General features: G+C 68.9%; 22 protein-coding genes. 12 read left to right on the forward strand and 10 right to left on the reverse strand.

Annotation, left to right across the window (positions count from 1 at the left end):
* Positions 1-15: 15 nt before the first annotated feature.
* Both IE302_RS27980 and IE302_RS27985 read left to right on the forward strand, forming a co-directional pair.
* On the forward strand, positions 16-906 hold the full coding sequence (locus tag IE302_RS27980; RefSeq protein ID WP_229907968.1) for a hypothetical protein: 891 nt from the start codon (positions 16-18) through the stop codon (positions 904-906).
* On the forward strand, positions 899-1,525 hold the full coding sequence (locus IE302_RS27985; protein WP_191257433.1) for a ribonuclease FAU-1 family protein: 627 nt from the start codon (positions 899-901) through the stop codon (positions 1,523-1,525). The genes IE302_RS27980 and IE302_RS27985 overlap by 8 nt, the downstream gene beginning before the upstream one ends.
* On the opposite strand, the gene IE302_RS27990 is transcribed toward IE302_RS27985, so the two are convergent.
* Positions 1,522-1,833 (reverse strand): hypothetical protein, encoded by a 312-nt coding sequence (locus tag IE302_RS27990; protein WP_191257434.1) that lies wholly within the window; start codon positions 1,831-1,833, stop codon positions 1,522-1,524. The two genes, IE302_RS27985 and IE302_RS27990, sit on opposite strands and share 4 nt — an antisense overlap.
* 116 nt (positions 1,834-1,949) lie before the next feature.
* Here IE302_RS27990 and IE302_RS27995 point away from each other — a divergent pair, with 116 nt between their 5' ends.
* Positions 1,950-3,053 (forward strand): branched-chain amino acid aminotransferase, encoded by a 1,104-nt coding sequence (locus IE302_RS27995; RefSeq protein WP_191257435.1) that lies wholly within the window; start codon positions 1,950-1,952, stop codon positions 3,051-3,053.
* Between the two features lie 82 nt (positions 3,054-3,135).
* Here the strand turns inward: IE302_RS27995 and cobT are convergent, their stop codons facing one another.
* A complete protein-coding gene (gene cobT, locus IE302_RS28000; RefSeq protein WP_191257436.1) occupies positions 3,136-4,212 on the reverse strand; it encodes a nicotinate-nucleotide--dimethylbenzimidazole phosphoribosyltransferase in 1,077 nt (358 codons plus the stop codon).
* Positions 4,213-4,305: 93 nt separating this feature from the next.
* On the opposite strand from cobT, the gene IE302_RS28005 reads away from it, so the two are divergent.
* Complete coding sequence (locus IE302_RS28005) at positions 4,306-4,974, forward strand: IspD/TarI family cytidylyltransferase (RefSeq protein WP_191257785.1); 669 nt, start codon at positions 4,306-4,308, stop codon at positions 4,972-4,974.
* Here the strand turns inward: IE302_RS28005 and IE302_RS28010 are convergent.
* Positions 4,971-5,375, reverse strand: coding sequence for a hypothetical protein (locus IE302_RS28010; protein ID WP_191257437.1), 405 nt, complete (start codon positions 5,373-5,375; stop codon positions 4,971-4,973). The two genes, IE302_RS28005 and IE302_RS28010, sit on opposite strands and share 4 nt — an antisense overlap.
* A 170-nt stretch (positions 5,376-5,545) precedes the next feature.
* Between IE302_RS28010 and IE302_RS28015 the strand changes: the two genes are divergently transcribed.
* The 3 genes from IE302_RS28015 to IE302_RS28025 are packed head-to-tail and all read left to right on the forward strand — an operon-like array spanning position 5,546 to position 7,363.
* Positions 5,546-6,295, forward strand: coding sequence for a GntR family transcriptional regulator (locus tag IE302_RS28015; protein WP_191257438.1), 750 nt, complete (start codon positions 5,546-5,548; stop codon positions 6,293-6,295).
* Complete coding sequence (locus IE302_RS28020; RefSeq protein ID WP_191257439.1) at positions 6,292-7,143, forward strand: phosphoribosylaminoimidazolesuccinocarboxamide synthase; 852 nt, start codon at positions 6,292-6,294, stop codon at positions 7,141-7,143. Before IE302_RS28015 ends, IE302_RS28020 begins: the two co-directional genes overlap by 4 nt.
* The gene (locus IE302_RS28025) at positions 7,136-7,363 is read left to right on the forward strand and encodes a hypothetical protein (protein ID WP_039795309.1); all 228 of its coding nucleotides are present in this window, start codon (positions 7,136-7,138) and stop codon (positions 7,361-7,363) included. The genes IE302_RS28020 and IE302_RS28025 overlap by 8 nt, the downstream gene beginning before the upstream one ends.
* A 79-nt stretch (positions 7,364-7,442) precedes the next feature.
* Here IE302_RS28025 and IE302_RS28030 read toward each other — a convergent pair whose 3' ends face one another.
* On the reverse strand, positions 7,443-8,432 hold the full coding sequence (locus tag IE302_RS28030; RefSeq protein ID WP_191257440.1) for an aldo/keto reductase family protein: 990 nt from the start codon (positions 8,430-8,432) through the stop codon (positions 7,443-7,445).
* Positions 8,433-8,504: 72 nt separating this feature from the next.
* Positions 8,505-9,161, reverse strand: coding sequence for a DUF3043 domain-containing protein (locus IE302_RS28035; RefSeq protein WP_191257441.1), 657 nt, complete (start codon positions 9,159-9,161; stop codon positions 8,505-8,507).
* Between the two features lie 143 nt (positions 9,162-9,304).
* On the opposite strand from IE302_RS28035, the gene IE302_RS28040 reads away from it, so the two are divergent.
* A complete protein-coding gene (locus IE302_RS28040; RefSeq protein WP_005164197.1) occupies positions 9,305-9,682 on the forward strand; it encodes a HesB/IscA family protein in 378 nt (125 codons plus the stop codon).
* 84 nt (positions 9,683-9,766) lie between these two features.
* Here IE302_RS28040 and IE302_RS28045 read toward each other — a convergent pair whose 3' ends face one another.
* A complete protein-coding gene (locus tag IE302_RS28045; RefSeq protein WP_101609500.1) occupies positions 9,767-9,955 on the reverse strand; it encodes a hypothetical protein in 189 nt (62 codons plus the stop codon).
* A gap of 141 nt (positions 9,956-10,096) precedes the next feature.
* Here IE302_RS28045 and IE302_RS28050 point away from each other — a divergent pair, with 141 nt between their 5' ends.
* Positions 10,097-11,086, forward strand: coding sequence for a carbohydrate kinase family protein (locus IE302_RS28050; protein ID WP_191257442.1), 990 nt, complete (start codon positions 10,097-10,099; stop codon positions 11,084-11,086).
* Positions 11,087-11,145: 59 nt separating this feature from the next.
* Here the strand turns inward: IE302_RS28050 and IE302_RS28055 are convergent, their stop codons facing one another.
* The gene (locus IE302_RS28055) at positions 11,146-11,799 is read right to left on the reverse strand and encodes an alpha/beta fold hydrolase (RefSeq protein WP_191257443.1); all 654 of its coding nucleotides are present in this window, start codon (positions 11,797-11,799) and stop codon (positions 11,146-11,148) included.
* 220 nt (positions 11,800-12,019) lie between these two features.
* A complete protein-coding gene (gene asnB, locus IE302_RS28060; RefSeq protein ID WP_191257444.1) occupies positions 12,020-13,954 on the reverse strand; it encodes an asparagine synthase (glutamine-hydrolyzing) in 1,935 nt (644 codons plus the stop codon).
* A gap of 194 nt (positions 13,955-14,148) precedes the next feature.
* On the opposite strand from asnB, the gene ctaC reads away from it, so the two are divergent.
* A complete protein-coding gene (gene ctaC / locus IE302_RS28065) occupies positions 14,149-15,087 on the forward strand; it encodes an aa3-type cytochrome oxidase subunit II (RefSeq protein WP_191257445.1) in 939 nt (312 codons plus the stop codon).
* 40 nt (positions 15,088-15,127) lie between these two features.
* On the forward strand, positions 15,128-15,547 hold the full coding sequence (locus tag IE302_RS28070; RefSeq protein ID WP_007029867.1) for a cytochrome c oxidase subunit 4: 420 nt from the start codon (positions 15,128-15,130) through the stop codon (positions 15,545-15,547).
* A 65-nt stretch (positions 15,548-15,612) separates the two neighbouring features.
* Here the strand turns inward: IE302_RS28070 and IE302_RS28075 are convergent, their stop codons facing one another.
* Positions 15,613-16,500 (reverse strand): DMT family transporter, encoded by an 888-nt coding sequence (locus IE302_RS28075; RefSeq protein WP_191257446.1) that lies wholly within the window; start codon positions 16,498-16,500, stop codon positions 15,613-15,615.
* An 82-nt stretch (positions 16,501-16,582) separates the two neighbouring features.
* Between IE302_RS28075 and IE302_RS28080 the strand changes: the two genes are divergently transcribed.
* Complete coding sequence (locus IE302_RS28080; RefSeq protein WP_191257447.1) at positions 16,583-17,545, forward strand: GlxA family transcriptional regulator; 963 nt, start codon at positions 16,583-16,585, stop codon at positions 17,543-17,545.
* Here the strand turns inward: IE302_RS28080 and IE302_RS28085 are convergent.
* Positions 17,542-17,937, reverse strand: a complete 396-nt coding sequence (locus tag IE302_RS28085; protein ID WP_191257448.1) for a cupin domain-containing protein — start codon at positions 17,935-17,937, stop codon at positions 17,542-17,544. The two genes, IE302_RS28080 and IE302_RS28085, sit on opposite strands and share 4 nt — an antisense overlap.
* Positions 17,938-17,974 lie beyond the last annotated feature (37 nt).

The raw sequence follows: 17,974 nt of genomic DNA on the forward strand, positions 1-17,974 counted from the left end.
CGACCGGGTCACTCGGTGTACAGGAAGGGAGACGGCGTGCGGCTGGCGGGCGGTCTGCTCATCGCACTGGCGGTGGGCACCTCCGGAGCGGACTACTGGGTACTTCTCGCCGCCGTGGTCGCGGTCTTGGCCGCCGTCGCGGCGGAGGCACTGCTGCCGCCGGTGGGGGACACCCGGCCCGAGCGGATCGCGGGCGCCGTTTCACGGCTGGGTCTCGTCCTGGTCTTCGCGACGACGTTCGGGCAGTACCTCTTCCCCGCCGCACCGGGAGCCGCCGCCGCGGTGTTCGCCGTGGTGGCGGCCGTCGCCGACCTGGCCGGTGTCCGGCTCGGCGACTACGCCGCCCGCTGGGTCACCGGTCTGCTGCTGGTCGCGGCCGCGTCCCTGATCGCGATCTGCGTCGGCATCCCGCCCTTGGCGCAGTTCATCGCGCCGGATCCGCCGTCCGTGCCGGGCCTCGGTCTCGCCGTGCTGGTGCTGCTGCCGTTCCTGCTGCCCCGGCGTCCCGGCGCGGGCCGCGCGGCCGCGGTGGGCGTGGTGGCCGTGGCGATCATCGCCGTCGCGCTCTACCAGCTGGGACCGATCCGGCTGGGGCTTTCGGCGACGTCGTTCCGCGAGCTGCTCGCCGCGGCCGACGCGGTCTCGCTGCTCCCGGTGCTGACCGTGGTGGTCGCCGTGGCGACCGTGCCCGTGGCGGTGGACGCCTTCACCGACGGCCGGGAACGGCTTTCCCCGGAACGTCCGAAGGCGACACTCGCTTGTGGACTGATCGTGGCCGTCGCCGCCGCCTTCGCTGGGCCGGTCGTGGCCCTCGGGCTCGCGGGAGTGGGAACGCTCGCCGAACTGGTTCTGCGGGTCCGCGCCCGTCGGTACCGTTCGAGGAGTGACCGTTCAAGGCGTGCATGATCCTCTCTGGGCCCCCGGCGACACGGTCGTCGAGCGGTTCCTGCGACCGGACGGCTCGATCGGCCAGCATCACCCGCTGCGGGTCATCGCCGACGACGGCACCGTGCTGCTCGGCTGGCTCCCCGCGGACACCCCGATCATCGGCAGCAGGCTCGCCGACGGGCGCCTCTTCCGCGAGGCGCCGCTTCAGGAGCGGTTCCGGGTGCCGCGGGTGCGCGTGGCCGATTTCTGGCGCGACACCTCGACACTGCGCCGGATCGCCGACGACGAATGGTCGTCGGTCTGGTGGTTCTTCGACGCCGATGGCCGCTTCCTGAACTGGTACGTCAACCTCGAGGTCCCGCTCGGGCGCACGCCGTCGGGGCCCGACCGGATCGACGGCATCCTCGACGTCGCCGTCGAGCCCGGCGGACGCTGGCAGTGGAAGGACGAGGACGAGGCCGAGGAGGCCGTCCTGGCGGGCCGCATCACCGCCGGTCAGCTGGAGCGGTTGCGCGCGGAGGGCGAGCGGATCGGGGCGCTCGCGGCGGCGGAACGGTTCCCCTTCGACGGCACGTGGACCGACTTCCGGCCGGACCCGGACTGGCCGGCGCCCGGTCTCCCCGGCGGGTTGCTCTAGCCCGCGACGAGGAACAGCAGCAGCGCGAGCGCGACGTTGATCACCGCGAGGATGACCACCGATTTGGTGGACAGCTCGCGCGGGAACACCTTGCCCTGGACGTGGCGCCACCAGAAGATGCCGAAGATGCCGCCGACCAGGCCGAGGAACGCGCCGAAGCCGCTGCTCAGCAGGGCCCAGCCGTCCATCATGAGCAGGCCGGTGCCGAAGGTCAGCAGCACCGCCGTCACGAAGGTCTTCACGTCGGCCCCCGCGCCGGGGGTGGCGGGCTGGGCCGGGCGGGCGGGCTGCATCTGGTTGTACGTCACGCCGCCATCCTAGGGGCGCGAGGCCTCGCGTGTTCGTCGCAACGGACAGTTCGACGGTGGTAAAGATATGCGGACGTCCGACTAACGTGGGTCCGACCAAGCGTTATCGTCTAAGCATGACGACCTCGACGCAGTTCAGCCACCTCCCGCACCCGAGCCCCGCGAGCCCGGAACGCGTCGCGGACGTATTGGCCGCACCCGGTTTCGGGCTGCACTTCACCGATCACATGGTGACCGTGAAGTGGAGCGCCGAGCAGGGCTGGCACGACGCGACCGTCGGGCCGTACGCGCCCTTGACGCTCGACCCGGCCACTTCCGTGCTGCACTACGGCCAGGCGATCTTCGAAGGCCTCAAAGCCTACCGCCAGCCCGACGGCACGATCGCGGCGTTCCGGCCCGACGCGAACGCGATCCGGTTCCGCAATTCGGCCGAGCGCCTCGCCATGCCGCAGCTGCCGGTCGAGGTCTTCCTCGACTCGATCCGCGAGCTCCTCGCGGTCGACAGCCGCTGGGTCCCGACGAAGCCGGGCGAGTCGCTGTACCTGCGGCCGTTCATGATCTCCACCGAAGCCGGGCTCGGCGTCAACCGGCCCGCGAACGAGTACCTCTACGCGCTGATCGGCTCGCCCGCCGGCTCGTACTTCGCCGGCGGCGTGAAGCCGGTGAGCGTGTGGCTCTCGACCGAGTACGTGCGCGCGGTCCCCGGTGGCACCGGCGAGGCGAAGTGCGCCGGCAACTACGCGGCGTCGTTCGTCGCGCAGGCGCAGGCCGTGGAGAAGGGCTGCGACCAGGTCGTGTGGCTCGACGCGGTCGAGCGGCGCTGGATCGAGGAGATGGGCGGGATGAACCTGTTCTTCGTCTTCGGTTCCGGTGACGAGGCCCGCGTCGTGACCCCGGAGCTGACCGGCTCGCTGCTGCCGGGCGTGACCCGCAAGTCACTGCTGGAGCTGGCGAAGTCGTTCGGGCACCAGGTCGAGGAGCGGCGCATCTCCACCGACGAGTGGGAGAAGGCGGCGGCTTCGGGTGAGCTGACCGAGGTGTTCGCCTGCGGGACCGCGGCGGTCATCACGCCGGTCGGGCACGTGAAGCACGCGGGCGGCGAGTTCTCCGTCGCCGGCGGGCAGCCGGGCGAGCTGACGATGAAGCTGCGCGGCGCGCTGACCGGGATCCAGGAGGGCACCCGGCCCGCTCCGGAAGGCTGGATGTACCCGCTGAGCTGAGGTTCGCGGGTGCAATGAAAGGCCCCTTCATCGCAAAATTTGCGATGAAGGGGCCTTTCATTGCACGCCGGAGCGCAGTGGGTCAGGAAGCGGGGGCCTCGATCAGCGGCCCGCTCACCCCGGCCTGCTCGTGCGTCGCCATCTCCGCGAGCACCCGCGTCGCCATGAACACCAGCGGCAGCGCGGCGACCGCGCCCGTACCCTCGCCGAGGCGCACGTCCAGGTCCAGGATCGGCTCCAGGTCGAGGTGCTCCAGCGCCAGCGCGTGCGCGGGTTCACCGCCGCGCTGACCCGCCGTCCACCACTTCCGCGCGCCCGGGACGAGTTCTTCGGCGACCAGCGCGGCCGCGGCGGCGACCAGGCCGTCGAGGATGACCGGCGTCTTCCGAAGCGAGGCCTGCGCGAGGAAACCCGCCATGGCGGCGATGTCGGCGCCGGCGGAGGTCCGCAGCAGCGCGACCGGGTCGGCCAGCACGGTCCTCGCCCGTCGCAGCGCGTCCCGGACCGCCGAGGCCTTGCGCATCCAGGCGTTGTCGTCGATCCCGGAACCACGGCCGACGACCGCCACCGGCTCGCTGCCGGTCAGCGCCGCGACCAGCACCGAGGCCGGGGTGCTGTTCCCGATCCCGAGGTCGCCCGCGATGAGCAGGTCGGCTCCGCCGTCGACCTCGGCGTCGGCGATCGTCCTGCCCGCGCGGACGGCGGCACGGGCCTCGTCGTCGGTCAGCGCGTCCTCGACGTCGATCGAGCCGGATCCGCGCCGCACCTTGAACTCGCCGATCGACCGCGTGGCGGGGGCGTCGCTGTCGACGGCCATGTCGACCACCCGGACGCTCGCGCCCGCCGAGGCCGCCAGCACGTTGATGGCCGCGCCTCCGGTCAGCATGCTGCCGACGAGTTGCGCGGTGACCTCGCCCGGATAGGCCGAGACGCCCTTCACGGCGACGCCGTGGTCTCCGGCGAACACCACGACCCGGGGCCGCGTGAACGGACGCGGCGGCGACTGGCCCTGGCACGCCGCGACCCAGACGCCCAGCTCCTCGAGCCTGCCCAGCGAGCCCGCCGGTTTGATCAGTTTCGAGTGCAGCGCGATCGCCGCCGAGCGCGCGTGTTCATCAGGCTGCTCGACTTCGGCGAACTCGAGGTTTTCGTCGTCCAACGCCCTGCCCCTTCGGATCGCTTCGGTGGCCGGGCCCAACCTACCCACCCGCCTGTGCCAGAGTTGCCTGTGGCTCAGACGAAGGCCGCCGGGGTGGTGCTCGCGAGCGGAGCGGGCACCCGGGTCGGCGCGAAGCTCAACAAGGTCTACCTGCCGGTGGCGGGCAAACGGGTCGTCTCGTGGTCGCTCGACGCCTTCGCCCGGGTGCCCGGAATCGACGTGCTCGTGCTGGTCATCCGGCCGCAGGACACCGAACTCGCGCGCGAGGTGCTCGCCGCGCATCCGGGCGAGGTCGAACTCGTCCACGGCGGCGCGACGCGGCAGGGTTCGGAGCTGAACGCCTTGCGCCACTTGACTTCCCGCATCGACAGCGGCGAGATCGACGCGGTGCTGCTGCACGACGCGGCCCGCCCGCTCGTCACCCCGGACCTGATCGCGGACGTCCTCGCCGACACACGGCGGTACGGGGGAGCGGTGCCCGGCGTCGCGGCCGACGACATCGTGCGCGTCGACGGCGACAGCGTTTCCGGCGCGCTGCCCGGCGCCATCCGGGTGCAGACCCCGCAGGGTTTCCGTGCCGCCCCGTTGCTGGCGGCCTACGAAACGGCGGAGCGCGAGGGTTTCGTCGGCACTGACACGTCTTCCTGCATGGAAAGGTTCTCCGCGCTGCCGGTGCGGTGGGTTCCAGGCAGCGCGGAGAACCTCAAGATCACCTACCCGCACGACCTCGTTGTCGCCGAGCAGGTGATCGGCCGAGGTTAGGGATCTCCCTGTCCGGCCTTGGCTCCGTCAGCGGGAAGGATCGTGACCGGCTGGCGTGCCTCCATGGGGATCACGCAGTCCGGATGTGGTTGCAGCAACTGGATCGGTGCGGCGGCGTCGCCGGGCGGCGGGATCGTGAGCACCGCGCGCAGGGTCCAGTCGGCCGTCGAGTGGTACTGCCACGAGACGAGCGCCGGGTGGAAGACGTCCGTGTCGGGGAGGGTGGTGACCCGGAAGGCGCTCGCCCGTTCCTCGCCGCGCAGGATGAGGACGTCGGCGCAGGTGTCCCATTGGAAGACCGCGGCGCAGACCTCCGGCTCCTCGCGGGGGCCGAAGATGTAGACGACCCACCGGCGTCTTCGAAGCTCTTCGAGCAGTTCGTCGATGCTCAGATGGTTCATCGAGCCCCCCAACGGGTTTCGGGAACTCTGCGGAGAGTAACAGGTGTACTAGAGCACCGTCCAGAATGTGTACTAGTACGTAATAATGGGGTGTGAGCAGGATCCTTGGTGCTCGCCCATTGGTGTGCTAGAACGCTTGTGCGCACCGCGCGACCTTGTGAGGAGTCACCTTGCCCGCCGTCGACCGACCCGAACCGCCGTATCTCCAGATCGCGGGAAACATTCGCGACGACATCGTTTCGGGCAGGCTGAAGGAAGGTGACGCGGTCCCGTCCGCGCGGGAGATCGCCAGGAACTGGAACGTCGCGATGGCGACGGCGATGAAGGTGCTCTCCACGCTCCGGGCGGAAGGTCTGGTCCGCGCGGTCCGCGGGATCGGGACAGTGGTGCAGACCAGGGCACTGCACCGCTCAGCGCACGATCGGACGATCTCGATCGCGCGAACAGGCAAGGTCTATCCGCCGGGCCACTACGCGAAAATCCGCCAGGCCGGGCTCGTCCCGGCCCCGGAGCGGGTGGCGGGCGCCCTCGGTATCGACCAGGGCGCTCCGGCGATCCGGCGGCGGCGGACCACGTACGCCGGTCAGGACGTGCCGGTGTCGACGTCCGTTTCGTGGTTCGACGGCGCTGTCGCGGCGAAGGCGCCGTTGCTGTTCGAGCCGGTGCGGATCGTCGAAGGCACGGTCAAATACGTTGCGGACCGGACAGGCCGGGTTCTGACGTCGACTCATTCTCAGCACGCCGCGGGGCTGGCGGGTGCTGAGGAGGCGAAGGAACTCGGTGTGGCCGAAGGTTCGGCGATTTTGTTGAGCCGTAACAGGTTCTTGTCCGCAGAGGGAGACGTACTCGAGTACGGCGAATCGGCGGCATTGCCGGACCACTGGATTTTCTACGAATACAACATCGAGGACGGGGCATGAAGCACATTCACGCGGGTAAGGTCCGGGACCTTTACGAAATCGACGGCGACATTCTGCTCGTCGCGTCGGATCGCGTTTCGGTCTACGACGTCTCGCTGCCGACCCCGATCCCGGACAAGGGTGCGCTGCTGAACCAGCTTTCCGCCTGGTGGTTCGAAAAGATGGCCGACGTGGTGCCGAACCACGTCATTTCCACGACCGACGTCCCGGCGGAATTCGCCGGCCGCGCCACGCGCTGCAAGCCGCTGAAGATGATCCAGGTCGAATGCATCGCGCGCGGCTACCTCACCGGTCTCGGCATGCGCGAATACCGGCGCGACGGCAAGGTCTCGGGCGTCGAACTGCCCGCCGGTCTCGTCGAGGCCGACAAGCTGCCCGAGCCGATCTTCACGCCCACCACGAAGATCTCCGACACCGGCCACGACGAGTTCATGACCTTCGCCGACGTCGTGAACGAGATCGGCCAGGAGACCGCGGACCGCATCCGCGATCTGACGCTGGAGGTCTACACCAAGGGCGCGGAGCACGCGGCGAAGAACGGCATCATCATCGCCGACACCAAGATCGAATTCGGTTTCGACGCCGACGGCGTGCTGACGCTGGGGGACGAGGTCCTCACGTCGGACTCGTCGCGGTTCTGGCCCGCCGACGAGTACGAGCCGGGCCGGACGCAGCACGCGTTCGACAAGCAGTTCGTCCGCGACTGGTCCACGACCACCGGCTGGGACAAGACGCCACCCGGCCCCGCCATCCCGGACGAGATCGTCGAAGCGACCCGCAAGCGCTACACCGAGGTCTACGAACGGATCACCGGGAAGACCTGGGTATCCGGCGGTGGCCATGCCTGAACAGCAGGTCTACGACCCGTACCGGCTGATAGACGACGTCGAGGGCCTGCTGATCCAGCGGGGCCACCGGCCGGAGCGGCTCGACGGCCGGACCGGTGACCGGGTCGCCGGTGCGAGCAGGTTGTTGCGGGGCCTGGGAATCGACCCGTTGCGGGCCCCCGGTGACGCCCTCGATCTCGACGGTCAGATCGCGTACCAGTCACGGGTACACGGGGACTGACGCAAGGCGAACGTCGCGTTTAGTCGACTAATTGCGGGAAAAGCGTCCGCAATTAGTCGGCTAAATGCGTTCAGGGGGATCAGGGCGAGCGGGTCAGCGTCGGGTCGGTCTCGGTGACGCCGTCGAGGGCCTCGTCGATGGCGGCGAGCAGATCCGCGTCCAGCTTCACGCCGGCCGCCTTCACGTTCTCGTGCACCTGCTCCGGCCGCGAAGCGCCGATGATCGCCGAGGCGACGTTCGGGTTCTGCAGCACCCACGCCACGGCGAGCTGGGCCATCGTCAGGCCGGCCTTGTCCGCGAGCGGCTGAAGCCGCTGGACACGCTCGAGGACGTCGTCGTTGAGGAAGCGGGCGACCATGTTGGCGCCGCCCTTCTCGTCCGTCGCGCGGGAGCCCTCGGGCAGCGGCTGACCGGGCTTGTACTTGCCGGTGAGTACGCCCTGCGCGATCGGCGACCAGACGATCTGGCTGAGCCCCTCACGTTCGGACGCCGGGACGACCTGCGCCTCGATGACCCGCCACAGCGCGTTGTACTGCGGCTGGTTCGAGATCAGGGGCACCTTCAGCTCGCGCGCGATCGCGGCACCCTGGGTGATCTGCTCGGCGGTCCACTCGGAGACGCCGACGTAGAGCACCTTGCCCTGCCGGACGAGATCGGCGAAGGCGAGGAACGTCTCTTCGAGCGGGACGGTCCGGTCGAAGCGGTGCGCCTGGTAGAGGTCGACGTAGTCGGTGCCGAGCCGCTTCAGCGAAGCGTGCGCCGACTCCATGATGTGCTTGCGGCCGAGCCCCTGGTCGTTGGGGCCCTTGGGGCCGGTCGGCCAGTAGACCTTGGTGAAGATCTCCAGGCTTTCGCGGCGCAGGCCCTTCAGGCCGCGGCCGAGCACCGATTCGGCGGCCGTGTTCGCGTAGACATCAGCGGTGTCGAACGTGGTGATGCCGACGTCGAGCGCCGCCTTGATGCAGGCCTGGGCCTGGTCCTCTTCCACCTGGGACCCGTGGGTGAGCCAGTTGCCGTACGAGATTTCACTGACATTGAGGCCGCTGCGGCCTAGGCGTCGAAACTCCATGAGCCGAACTCTACCCCAGGCCGTTAGCCACGCTAACGACCCGGGTTTCGCCTGCTCAGGCTATGTGGCCACTCAGATCTTGTCGCCGGGGCTGACCCGCGGCTTGGGGACGCGCAGCTTGCGGATCTGGCTTGCGCGGATGAAGGAATACCAGCCGACAGAGGTGCCCTTGATCGCCTCGTTCGGGAACTTCAGGCGGACCATCTTCGCGATCCGGCGCCCGCTGAGCACGCCCTCGACGATCATGCCGAGCAGCATCACGGTGCACAGCAGCGTCGCGTACCGCTGCACCTCCGGGTACGGCAGGATCAGCGCGACGAACACCAGGATCGCCAGCGGCATGAACAGACCGAGCAGGTTGCGCCGCGAGTCGACCAGGTCGCGGATGTAGGCCTTGACCGGGCCGCGGTCACGGGGGAGCAGGTACTTGTCCTCGCCCGCCATCATCCGCTCGCGGCGTTCCTTGGCGGCGTTGCGCTGCTTCGCCTTGTACTCCGGGTCCGACTTCGCGGACTTGCGCAGTTCCTTGTTGCGCTTCATCGCCTCGCGCATGGTGGTCGGCGGGGGCGCCACCGGGCCGCGGCGCTTGGCCTCGGCCTCACGCCGCTTGGGCGTGGCCTTGCCCTTGCCGGGCGTATACGCCTTGGCCTGGACCTCGACGGCCTCGCTGTCGGGCGTCTCGGTGTCCGTCGTGGCGGAGTCTGTGGTGCTACGGCGCAGGAACCTCACCTCACCAGGGTAGTTGCAGCCGTCACGGTGCCACGCACCAGGCCGAGCGATATGTCACCATGGAGGGGAACAGATCGGGACTCCGACGTGTTGGACCATGTGCAAGACGAGTACCCGCAGCGAGTTCGACCAGAGGGAGAACCATGACGACCGCTGAGCAGGCAGCCGCAGCTCAGGCCGAAACCGCCGAGGAGACGCACGGCGTCACCTTGACCGACGCCGCCGCCGTCAAGGCGAAGGCCCTGCTCGAGCAGGAGGGCCGTGACGACATGCACCTGCGCATCGCCGTCCAGCCCGGTGGGTGCGCGGGCCTGCGCTACCAGCTGTTCTTCGACGAGCGCACGCTCGACGGTGACCTGTTCCGTGACTTCGACGGGCTCCGTGTGGCCGTCGACCGGATGAGCGCGCCGTACGTGTCGAGCGCCGTTATCGACTTCGTCGACTCGATCGAGAAGCAGGGCTTCACGATCGACAACCCCAACGCGACCGGCAGCTGCGCCTGCGGCGACAGCTTCCACTGAACCGCGTCGAGGCAGGAAGAAGGGCCGCGAACCTCACCCAGGTCGCGGCCCTTCTTCATGCCTGTGGCTCTAGCACCCTGCGGATCAGACGTAGGCGTCCAGATCGGCGACCTGGGCGAGACACCGCTCGTCCACGGTCCAGGGCGGAGCGATCTGCCGGGGCAGCGGCAGGTTCTCGGCCTGGAGGGACGACGGGATGCCGGCACAGTCGGCGATGAGTTCGCCGATCGATTCCGGCTCTAGGTGATACGCGGAAGTGGTCACGAACGACAAGTTAATGACTCATGTTCGAGTAGGACACCACTACCAACCGGTAGTGTTGATGGCCGTGCCTGAAGCAACCCGTATGGGGCATGACCTGCGGGTAACTTAGCCGTCCTCGTCTCCGCGAGGCCGACCGATCAAGGAGAACCGGTGGCAGACAGCGCCAGGATCGCAGTATCCGGCAGTATCGCAACCGACCATCTCATGCATTTCCCGGGCAGGTTCGCCGAGCAGCTCATCGCCGAGCAGCTGCACCGCGTGTCCCTGAGCTTCCTGGCCGACGACCTGGTCGTCCGGCGGGGCGGGATCGGCGCGAACATCGCCTTCGGCCTCGGCGTACTCGGAAAGCGCCCGATCCTGATCGGCGCGGTGGGCGCCGACTTCGCCGACTATCGCTCGTGGCTCGAGCGGCACGGCGTCGACACCGCCGGCGTGCTGGTCTCGGAGATCGCGCACACCGCCCGCTTCGTCTGCACCACCGACGAGGACCTCTGCCAGATCGCCACCTTCTACGCCGGCGCGATGGCCGAATCCCGCAACATCGAACTCGAGCCGGTCGCCGCGCACGCCGGTGAGCTGTCGCTCGTGCTGATCAGCCCGGACGACCCCGAGGGCATGGTCCGGCACGCCGAGGAGTGCCGCCAGCGCGGCTACACCTTCGCCGTCGACCCCTCGCAGCAGCTGGCCCGGATGGACGGCGAGCAGGTGCGCGCCTTCGTCGACGGCGCGAAGTACCTGTTCAGCAACGACTACGAATGGGAACTGCTGCTCCAGAAGACCGGCTGGAGCGAGGCCGACGTCCTCGACCGCGTCGGCATGCGGATCACCACGCTCGGGGAGAAGGGCGTCGAGATCATCGGCAAGGACGGCCTCGCGCTGCAGATCGGCGCCGTCCCGGAACGCGGCAAGGTCGACCCGACCGGCGTCGGCGACGGCTTCCGCGCCGGGTTCATCGCCGGCCTCGACGGCGGGCTCAGCCTGGAGCGCTCGGCGCAGCTGGGCTCGCTGATCGCCGTGCTGGTGCTGGAGACCGTGGGCACGCAGGAGTGGGCTTTCGACCGCACGGACGTTCTGGGCCGCCTGAAGGAGGCCTTCGGGCCGGAGTCGGCCGAGGAGATCGCCTCGATCCTGCCGGTCTGAGGCTGATCCAAAGCGCGTGAAGGCCCCCTTCCCTCGGCTGAGCCGAGGGAAGGGGGCCTTCACGCGTGTCCGGTGAGGATCCCGGCGATCTCGGCGGGGCGCGACATGTGCGGGCAGTGCCCGGCGTCGATTTCGAGCGCGGTGACGCCGAGCCGGTCCCGGGCGGCCTGGCGCATCCACTCCGGTTTCAGCGTGCGGTCGCGCGTGGGGACGATCACCGTCGACGGGATCTCCGGCGCGGGCCCGGCGCGGTGTGCCGCGAGGACCGCGGGACTGAACAGCCGCAGGCTGTCCAGCGCCAGATGTTCGGTCTCGGGATCGCAGTCGTGGAAGAGGAACTCCGACGCCTTCGCGGGATCCGCGGTCGGGTCCACGCCGATCCACTCGGGGGCGAACAGCTCCACGACCTCGTCGCGCAGGCTCCGGCCACCGGAGAAGTCGGGAATGTAGGCGGCGACCCACGTCATCGCCCGCGCGTCGAGCGCCTCGGCGATCGCGGGGAGCAGGACCCCGGTCCCGGAATGGGCCACCACGACCGGCCGCTCGCCGTCGTACTGGTCCCGCGCGTGCTGCGCGTAGCCCTCGACAGGCAGGTCCGCCGGGGTCAGCAGGTCCACCGCGATCGCGCGGTGCCCGGCGGCCCTGAGCAACTTGGCCACGCGGTCCCAGCCTGCCGGGCTCTGCGTCGTGCCGTGCACGAGGACGAAGTCCATCGCTCCATGCTGGCCTCCACCGGGTGAACGGTGAAGGCCAGCGTGTCGAGTCGTGACTAGGCCGTGTCCGGCGAGTCAGTTCGCGGTCTCCGCGCCCAGGCGGCCCCTGACGGCACGGCCGGTCCGGTCGAGTACAACCCGCGGTACGAGTCCGAACCGGCCGCACCGTCAGGAACCACCTGGATCACGGAGCCCATCGAACCGACTCGCCGGACACGACCTAGAGCTTCACCGGGTAGACGGGTTCCGGGATCTCGGGCTTGATGCGGTTCTCGACGAAGATCCCGTGCCACAGCATGAACACCAGCAGCGCCCACAGCTGGCGGCTGCGGTCGAGCTGCCCGGCCTTGTGCTCGTCGAGCAGCGCCAGGACGGCCTTCTTGTCGAGCAGCGCGTCGGTCTGCGAGTCCGAGATGATGCCCTTTGCCCAGTCGTACATCTCGTTGCGCAGCCAGAGCCGGATCGGCACCGGGAAGCCGAGCTTGCGTCGGTTCAGCACGTGCCCCGGGATGATCTTCGCCAGTGCCTGGCGCAGCGCGTACTTCGTGGTGCCGTGCGCGAGCTTCTGGTCGAGCGGGATGGTCGAGGCGACCTTGAACACCTCGGCGTCGAGGAACGGCACGCGCAGTTCCAGCGAGTTCGCCATGGTCACCTTGTCGGCCTTGACCAGGATGTCGCCGCGCAGCCAGGTGTAGAGGTCGACGTGCTGCATCCGCGCGACCGGGTCCCAGTCCTCGGAGATCTTGTACCAGGGAGCGGTGACGTCCTTGAAGCCGATGCCTTCCTCGTACGTGCGCAGCACCTTGCGGAGCTGGTCGTCGCGGAAGTTGCGGGCGTTGCCGTAGTAGCGGTCCTCCAGCGGCAGCGCCCCGCGCCGCAGCAGGTCCTTGCCGCGGGTGCCTTCGGGGATCTTCGTGGAGACCTTGCCGATGATCTTCCGCATCCCGCCGGGGATCTTCTCGAACGGCGCGAGCGAGATCGGCTCGTTGTAGATCGTGTAGCCGCAGAAGAGCTCGTCGGCGCCTTCGCCGGACAGCACCGCCTTGACGTGCTTACGCGCTTCGCGGGCGATGAACCACAGCGGCACGAGCGCCGGGTCGGCCACCGGGTCGTCGAGGTACCAGACGATGAGCGGCAGCGCTTCCATCATCTCGTCCGCCGAAACCGTGCGGACCACGTGCTTCACGCCGATCGCGGCGGCCGATTCGGCGGCGACGTCGACCTCGGAGTAGCCCTCGCGCTCGAATCCGGTGGTGAACGCGATCAGGTTCGGGTTGTGCTCCTTGGCCAGCGTCGCGGTCGCGGTGGAGTCGATGCCGCCGGAGAGGAACGCGCCGACCGTGACGTCGGGGTCGGAGATCATGTGCTTGCCGACCGAGTCGCGCATCACATCGGCGATGCGCTCGTACAGCTCGTCGGCCTCGGCCTGGCTGTTGACCGGCTTCGCGGTGAACTGCGGGTGGAAGTAGCGGGTGAACTCGACGTCACCACCGGGGACCACGCGGAACGACGTGCCGGACTCGACGCGGCGGACGCCGGTGTGCATCGACTCGGGCTCCGGCACGTACTGGAGCACCAGGTAGTGCTGGAGAGCCGTCTTGTCCAGCTCGTCCTCGACCCCGAGCACGCCGGAGAGCTCCAGCAGGCTCTTCTTCTCGCTGGAGAAGGCGACCTTGCCGGGGCCGGCCGAGTAGAACAGCGGCTTGATGCCGAACGGGTCGCGCGCGCCGAAGACGACCTTCTCCTGGGAGTCCCAGATCATGAAGGCGAACATGCCGCGCAGCTTCTTCACCGCGTCGTCGCCGAGGTAGTGGTACGCCGCGACGATCGCCTCGCCGTCACCCTCTGTGGCGAATTTCGCACCGTGCTCGGCGGCCAGTTCGTCGCGCAGCTCTTTGTAGTTGTAGATCTCGCCGTTGAAGTTCAGCGTGTAGCGCTCCGGCGCCTCCGGCGGACCCCAGATCAGCGGCTGGTGGGCGTGGTCGACGTCGATGAAGGCCAGCCGGTTGAAGCCGTAGACCACCTCGGCGTCGGCCCAGGTGTCGTGCTCGTCGGGGCCGCGGTGCCGCTGGCAGCGCATGGCCGCGTCGACGGCGTCACGGGCGCTCGCCGCGTCGGCTTCGGTCGAACAGATCAGTCCAAGCAGGCCGCACACGTCTAGTTCACACACCTCTTGTTGGCCGAGCGGGGGAGAAGGGCCCAGTATGCCGGTGGGTGTGTACACCCGGATGTGGTGGGGGATACGCGTGTTGTGGTTACCCCTTAGTCAGCGCGGCGCCGTAACTCGGCTAGGCTCCGCCCTGTCACAAAGATCGGTCGAGGAGGCTCTGGGTGAAAGGGCAAGGCGCAGTGGGAAATCCAGAGCGCATCCCGGTTAAGCGGGCTGGTCGTATCGCAGCGCTCGCCGCGCTGGTGATGCTGACCGCGACGGGCTGTTCCGGGGACGAGATCCTCCGCTTCGGCTGGCCGGTCGGGGTGACCCCGCAGGCGCACGACATGCGCACCCTGTGGACGTGGACGGTCGTCGCCGCGCTGGTCGTCGGTGTCATCGTCTGGGCGCTGATCTTCTGGACCGCGATCTTCCACCGCAAGAAGAAGACCGCCGACGGCGCGGAAGAGGAACTGCCCCGTCAGTTCCAGTACAACATCCCGCTGGAGATCTTCACGGTCGTCGTCCCGACGATCATGGTCTGCGTGCTGTTCTTCTTCACCGCGACCACCGAGAACCGCGTGCTCGCCGAGACGGACAACCCGGACGTCACGGTCGACATCGTCGCGTTCCAGTGGAACTGGGAGTTCAAGTACAAGAGCGACTCCAAGAACCACGACGACCCCGAGATCACCACGGTCGGCAGCTCGACCGAGATCCCGCTGCTCGTCCTGCCGACGAACAAGACGATCCAGTACAACCTGCGGTCGGCGGACGTCATCCACTCGTTCTGGGTGCCGGAGTTCCACTTCAAGCGGGACGTCATGCCGGACCCGGAGAAGAACAACCAGGACTTCACCTTCCAGAACTCGATCGACAAGGAAGGTTCGTTCGTCGGCCGCTGCGCCGAACTGTGCGGCACCTACCACTCGGGGATGAACTTCGAGGTCAGGGCCCTGTCGCCGGACAAGTACGCGCAGTACATCCAGCTCCGCGGGACGGTGAACCCGAAGAGCGGCAAGCCCAACACGGCTTCCGAGGCGCTGACGGCGATGAACTGCGGCGAACTGTGCTCGCCCTACGCTGTCACCACCACCCCGTTCAACACCGACCGCACCGCGCGGGTCGCGTCCAACTGACCCGGCTGTTCGAGCCCGAAACAGGAGTGAGGCAACGTCCATGAAGGTCGAAGGACGGATTTTCTTCCTCGTCGCGGTCTTCTCCGTCGTCGTGGCGGGTATCTACGCGTACATGACCGGAACGATGACCCGGGACGGCGTCGAGCCGGTCGGTGTGGTGGCCCTGATCCTCACCGGTGGCCTGGCCTTCCTGGCCGGGAGCTACCTGCAGTTCGTGGCGCGGCGCATCGAGCCGCGGCCGGAGGACCGGGAAGACGCCGAGATCAGCGACGGTGCCGGCGAGCTGGGCTTCTTCAGCCCGGGCAGCTACTGGCCGATCGGTCTCGCGGCGGCCGCCGCGCTGACCGGAGTCGCGCTCGCGTTCTTCCACGTCTGGCTGCTGATCATCGCGCTGGGCCTGGTCATCGTCGCCATCGGCGGGCTGGTGTTCGAGTACCACACCGGTCCGAACCACGAGTGACGTCCTGACGTCGAAAGCGGCGCCTTGGTCTTCGGACCGGGGCGCCGCTTTTCGCATTCAGAGGACTAAACGCGGGCGGGGCGGGCTTCGGGACGGGGTGCGGGCGCGCGTTTCGGGGCGAGGGCGGCCGCCAGGACGGCCAGCATCCCCACACCCTCCGGCCAGGTCGGCCGGTGCCCGTAGGCGAGGACGTCGACCACCACCGCGACCACCGGATAGACGTACGACAGCAGCGCCACCGTCGTGGTCGGCAGCTTTCCGATGCTCGCGTACATCAGGACGTACATCAGCGCGGTGTGCACCGTGCCCAGCAGGACCAGCCACAGCAGCCCTGAGGTGTCCGTGGGCAGCGGCGTGACGAGCAGCGCGGGGGCGAGCACGATCGTGCCGGTCACCAGCTGGACGGCCGCCAGGACGTGCGGGCGCAGGTGTTTGAGCTGCTTCGCGACGAACGAGGCGCCGGCGTAGAGCGCGGCCGCGCCGAGGGCGAGCGCGATCCCTTCCAGGCGCACGGGTTTGCCGTCGGCACCGTGCGCGGACAGGGAGATGAGCGTCACCCCGCCGAACGCGATCAGCGCCCGGATCAGCTGGCTCTTCGCCATCTTCTCGCCGAGGAACGCCGCCGCCAGACCGACCAGCATCAGCGGCTGCGTGTGGTAGACGACGGTGCTGACCGAGATCGACGACAGCGCGTATGAGGCGAACAGCAGGACCCAGTTCCCGACCAGGAACAGCCCGCCGAGGACGGCGAGCAGCAGGTCTCGGCGGGTGAGCGTCCACGGGCGGAGCCAGCCGCGAGCGGCGCTCCACACCAGGAGCAGCAGGCCACCGACCAGGCTCCTCGCGAACGCCAAGGCGGGCGCGTCGGCACCGCTTTCCAGGACGACGGCACCGATCGTGCCGGACAGCGCCATCGCGGCCGTCCACTGGAGCAGGGGGTTGTTCTTGTTCATGAGCACCACTTTCGCCCTCGTGCCCGCGCTCAACCAGTGTCAGAGATGACATCGACCGCAAAACTTGTGACACACTGCCCGGATGGATGTGAAGAAGGTCGCGGTGGTGCTCGCCGACCAGGTCTCGCCGTTCGAACTCGGCGTCGCATGCGAGGTCTTCGGCACCGATCGCAGCGCCGACGGCATCGAAGGCTGGGATTTCGCGGTCTGCTCGCCCGGCGGCGAGAACGTCCTGAGCTGGTCCGGTTTCGGGCTCGACGGGCTGGCGAGCCTGGACTTCGCGGCGTCCGCGGATTTGCTGATCGTCCCGACCTGCGCGCCGCGCAGCGCGAGCCCGCCGGAGCCGGTCCTTGAGGTCCTTCGCGACGCGGCGAGCCGGGGCGCCTGGGTCGCGGGCTTCTGCGCGGGCGTCTTCTCGCTCGGTTACGCGGGGCTGCTCGACGGGCGCAACTGCACCGTCCACTGGATCTACGAGCAGGAGTTCCGGTCGCGCTTCCCGACGGCGAAGGTCGACCCGAAGGCGTTGTACGTCGACGACGGCGGCGTCCTCACCAGCGCGGGGACCGTCGCCGCCGTCGATCTGTGCCTGCATCTGGTGCGCGAACTCCGCGGTGTCGCCGCGGCCACCACGCTGGCCAGGCGGATGGTCGCGGCGCCGCACCGGGTGGGCGGGCAGGCGCAGTTCGTGCAGGCGCCGGTCCCGGAGACCGCCGCGCCGGACGACACCGTGCTCGCCGAGGCGCTCGAATGGATCGAGCGACGGCTGGATCAGCCGTTCACCGTCGCGGAACTCGCCCGCCGCAGCGGATTGGGGGAGCGCACGTTCCTGCGGCGGTTCTCGGCGGCCACCGGGACGACCCCGCACCGGTGGCTCACCGAACGCCGTCTCGATCGCGCGCAGTCGTTGCTCGAAGAGGGCCGTCTGTCCATTGAGGACATCGCGGTCGCGTGCGGCTACGCCTCCGCCGCGGCGCTGCGGCACCAGTTCGGCAAACTGCGGGGAACGAGCCCCAGTGCCTATCGCAAGACGTTCTCCGTTGGCTAGAAAGACATTTCCTGGCCGACGGTGACCTGGACGTGGTCGGGGACCTCGTCGTGCCGGTCGCCGACGGAAAGCGTCCCGGTCGGCTCGAACAGCAACAGCGAAGCACCGTCCACTGAGGACGGTTTATGGAAGGTGCCGCGCGGGACGACGAACACCGAACCGCGCGGCAGCGTGACGACCCGTTCGCCCGCCTCCTCGCGCAACGCGATGTCCAGGCTGCCGTCGAGGACGAGGAAGAACTCGTCGGTGTTCTCGTGGACGTGCCAGACGTGCTCACCCGCGACCTTGGCGAGGCGGACGTCGTAGTCGTTGACGTGGGCGACGATCCGCGGGCTCCAGATCTCGTCGAATCCGGCCAGCGCGGTCTGCAGATCGATCGGTTTCTCGCTCATGCCCCGATCCTGGCCACTGGACCGGCGCGGCGGTGAG

The sequence above is a fragment of the Amycolatopsis oliviviridis genome (assembly GCF_014654365.1).
Classification (GTDB): domain Bacteria; phylum Actinomycetota; class Actinomycetes; order Mycobacteriales; family Pseudonocardiaceae; genus Amycolatopsis; species Amycolatopsis oliviviridis.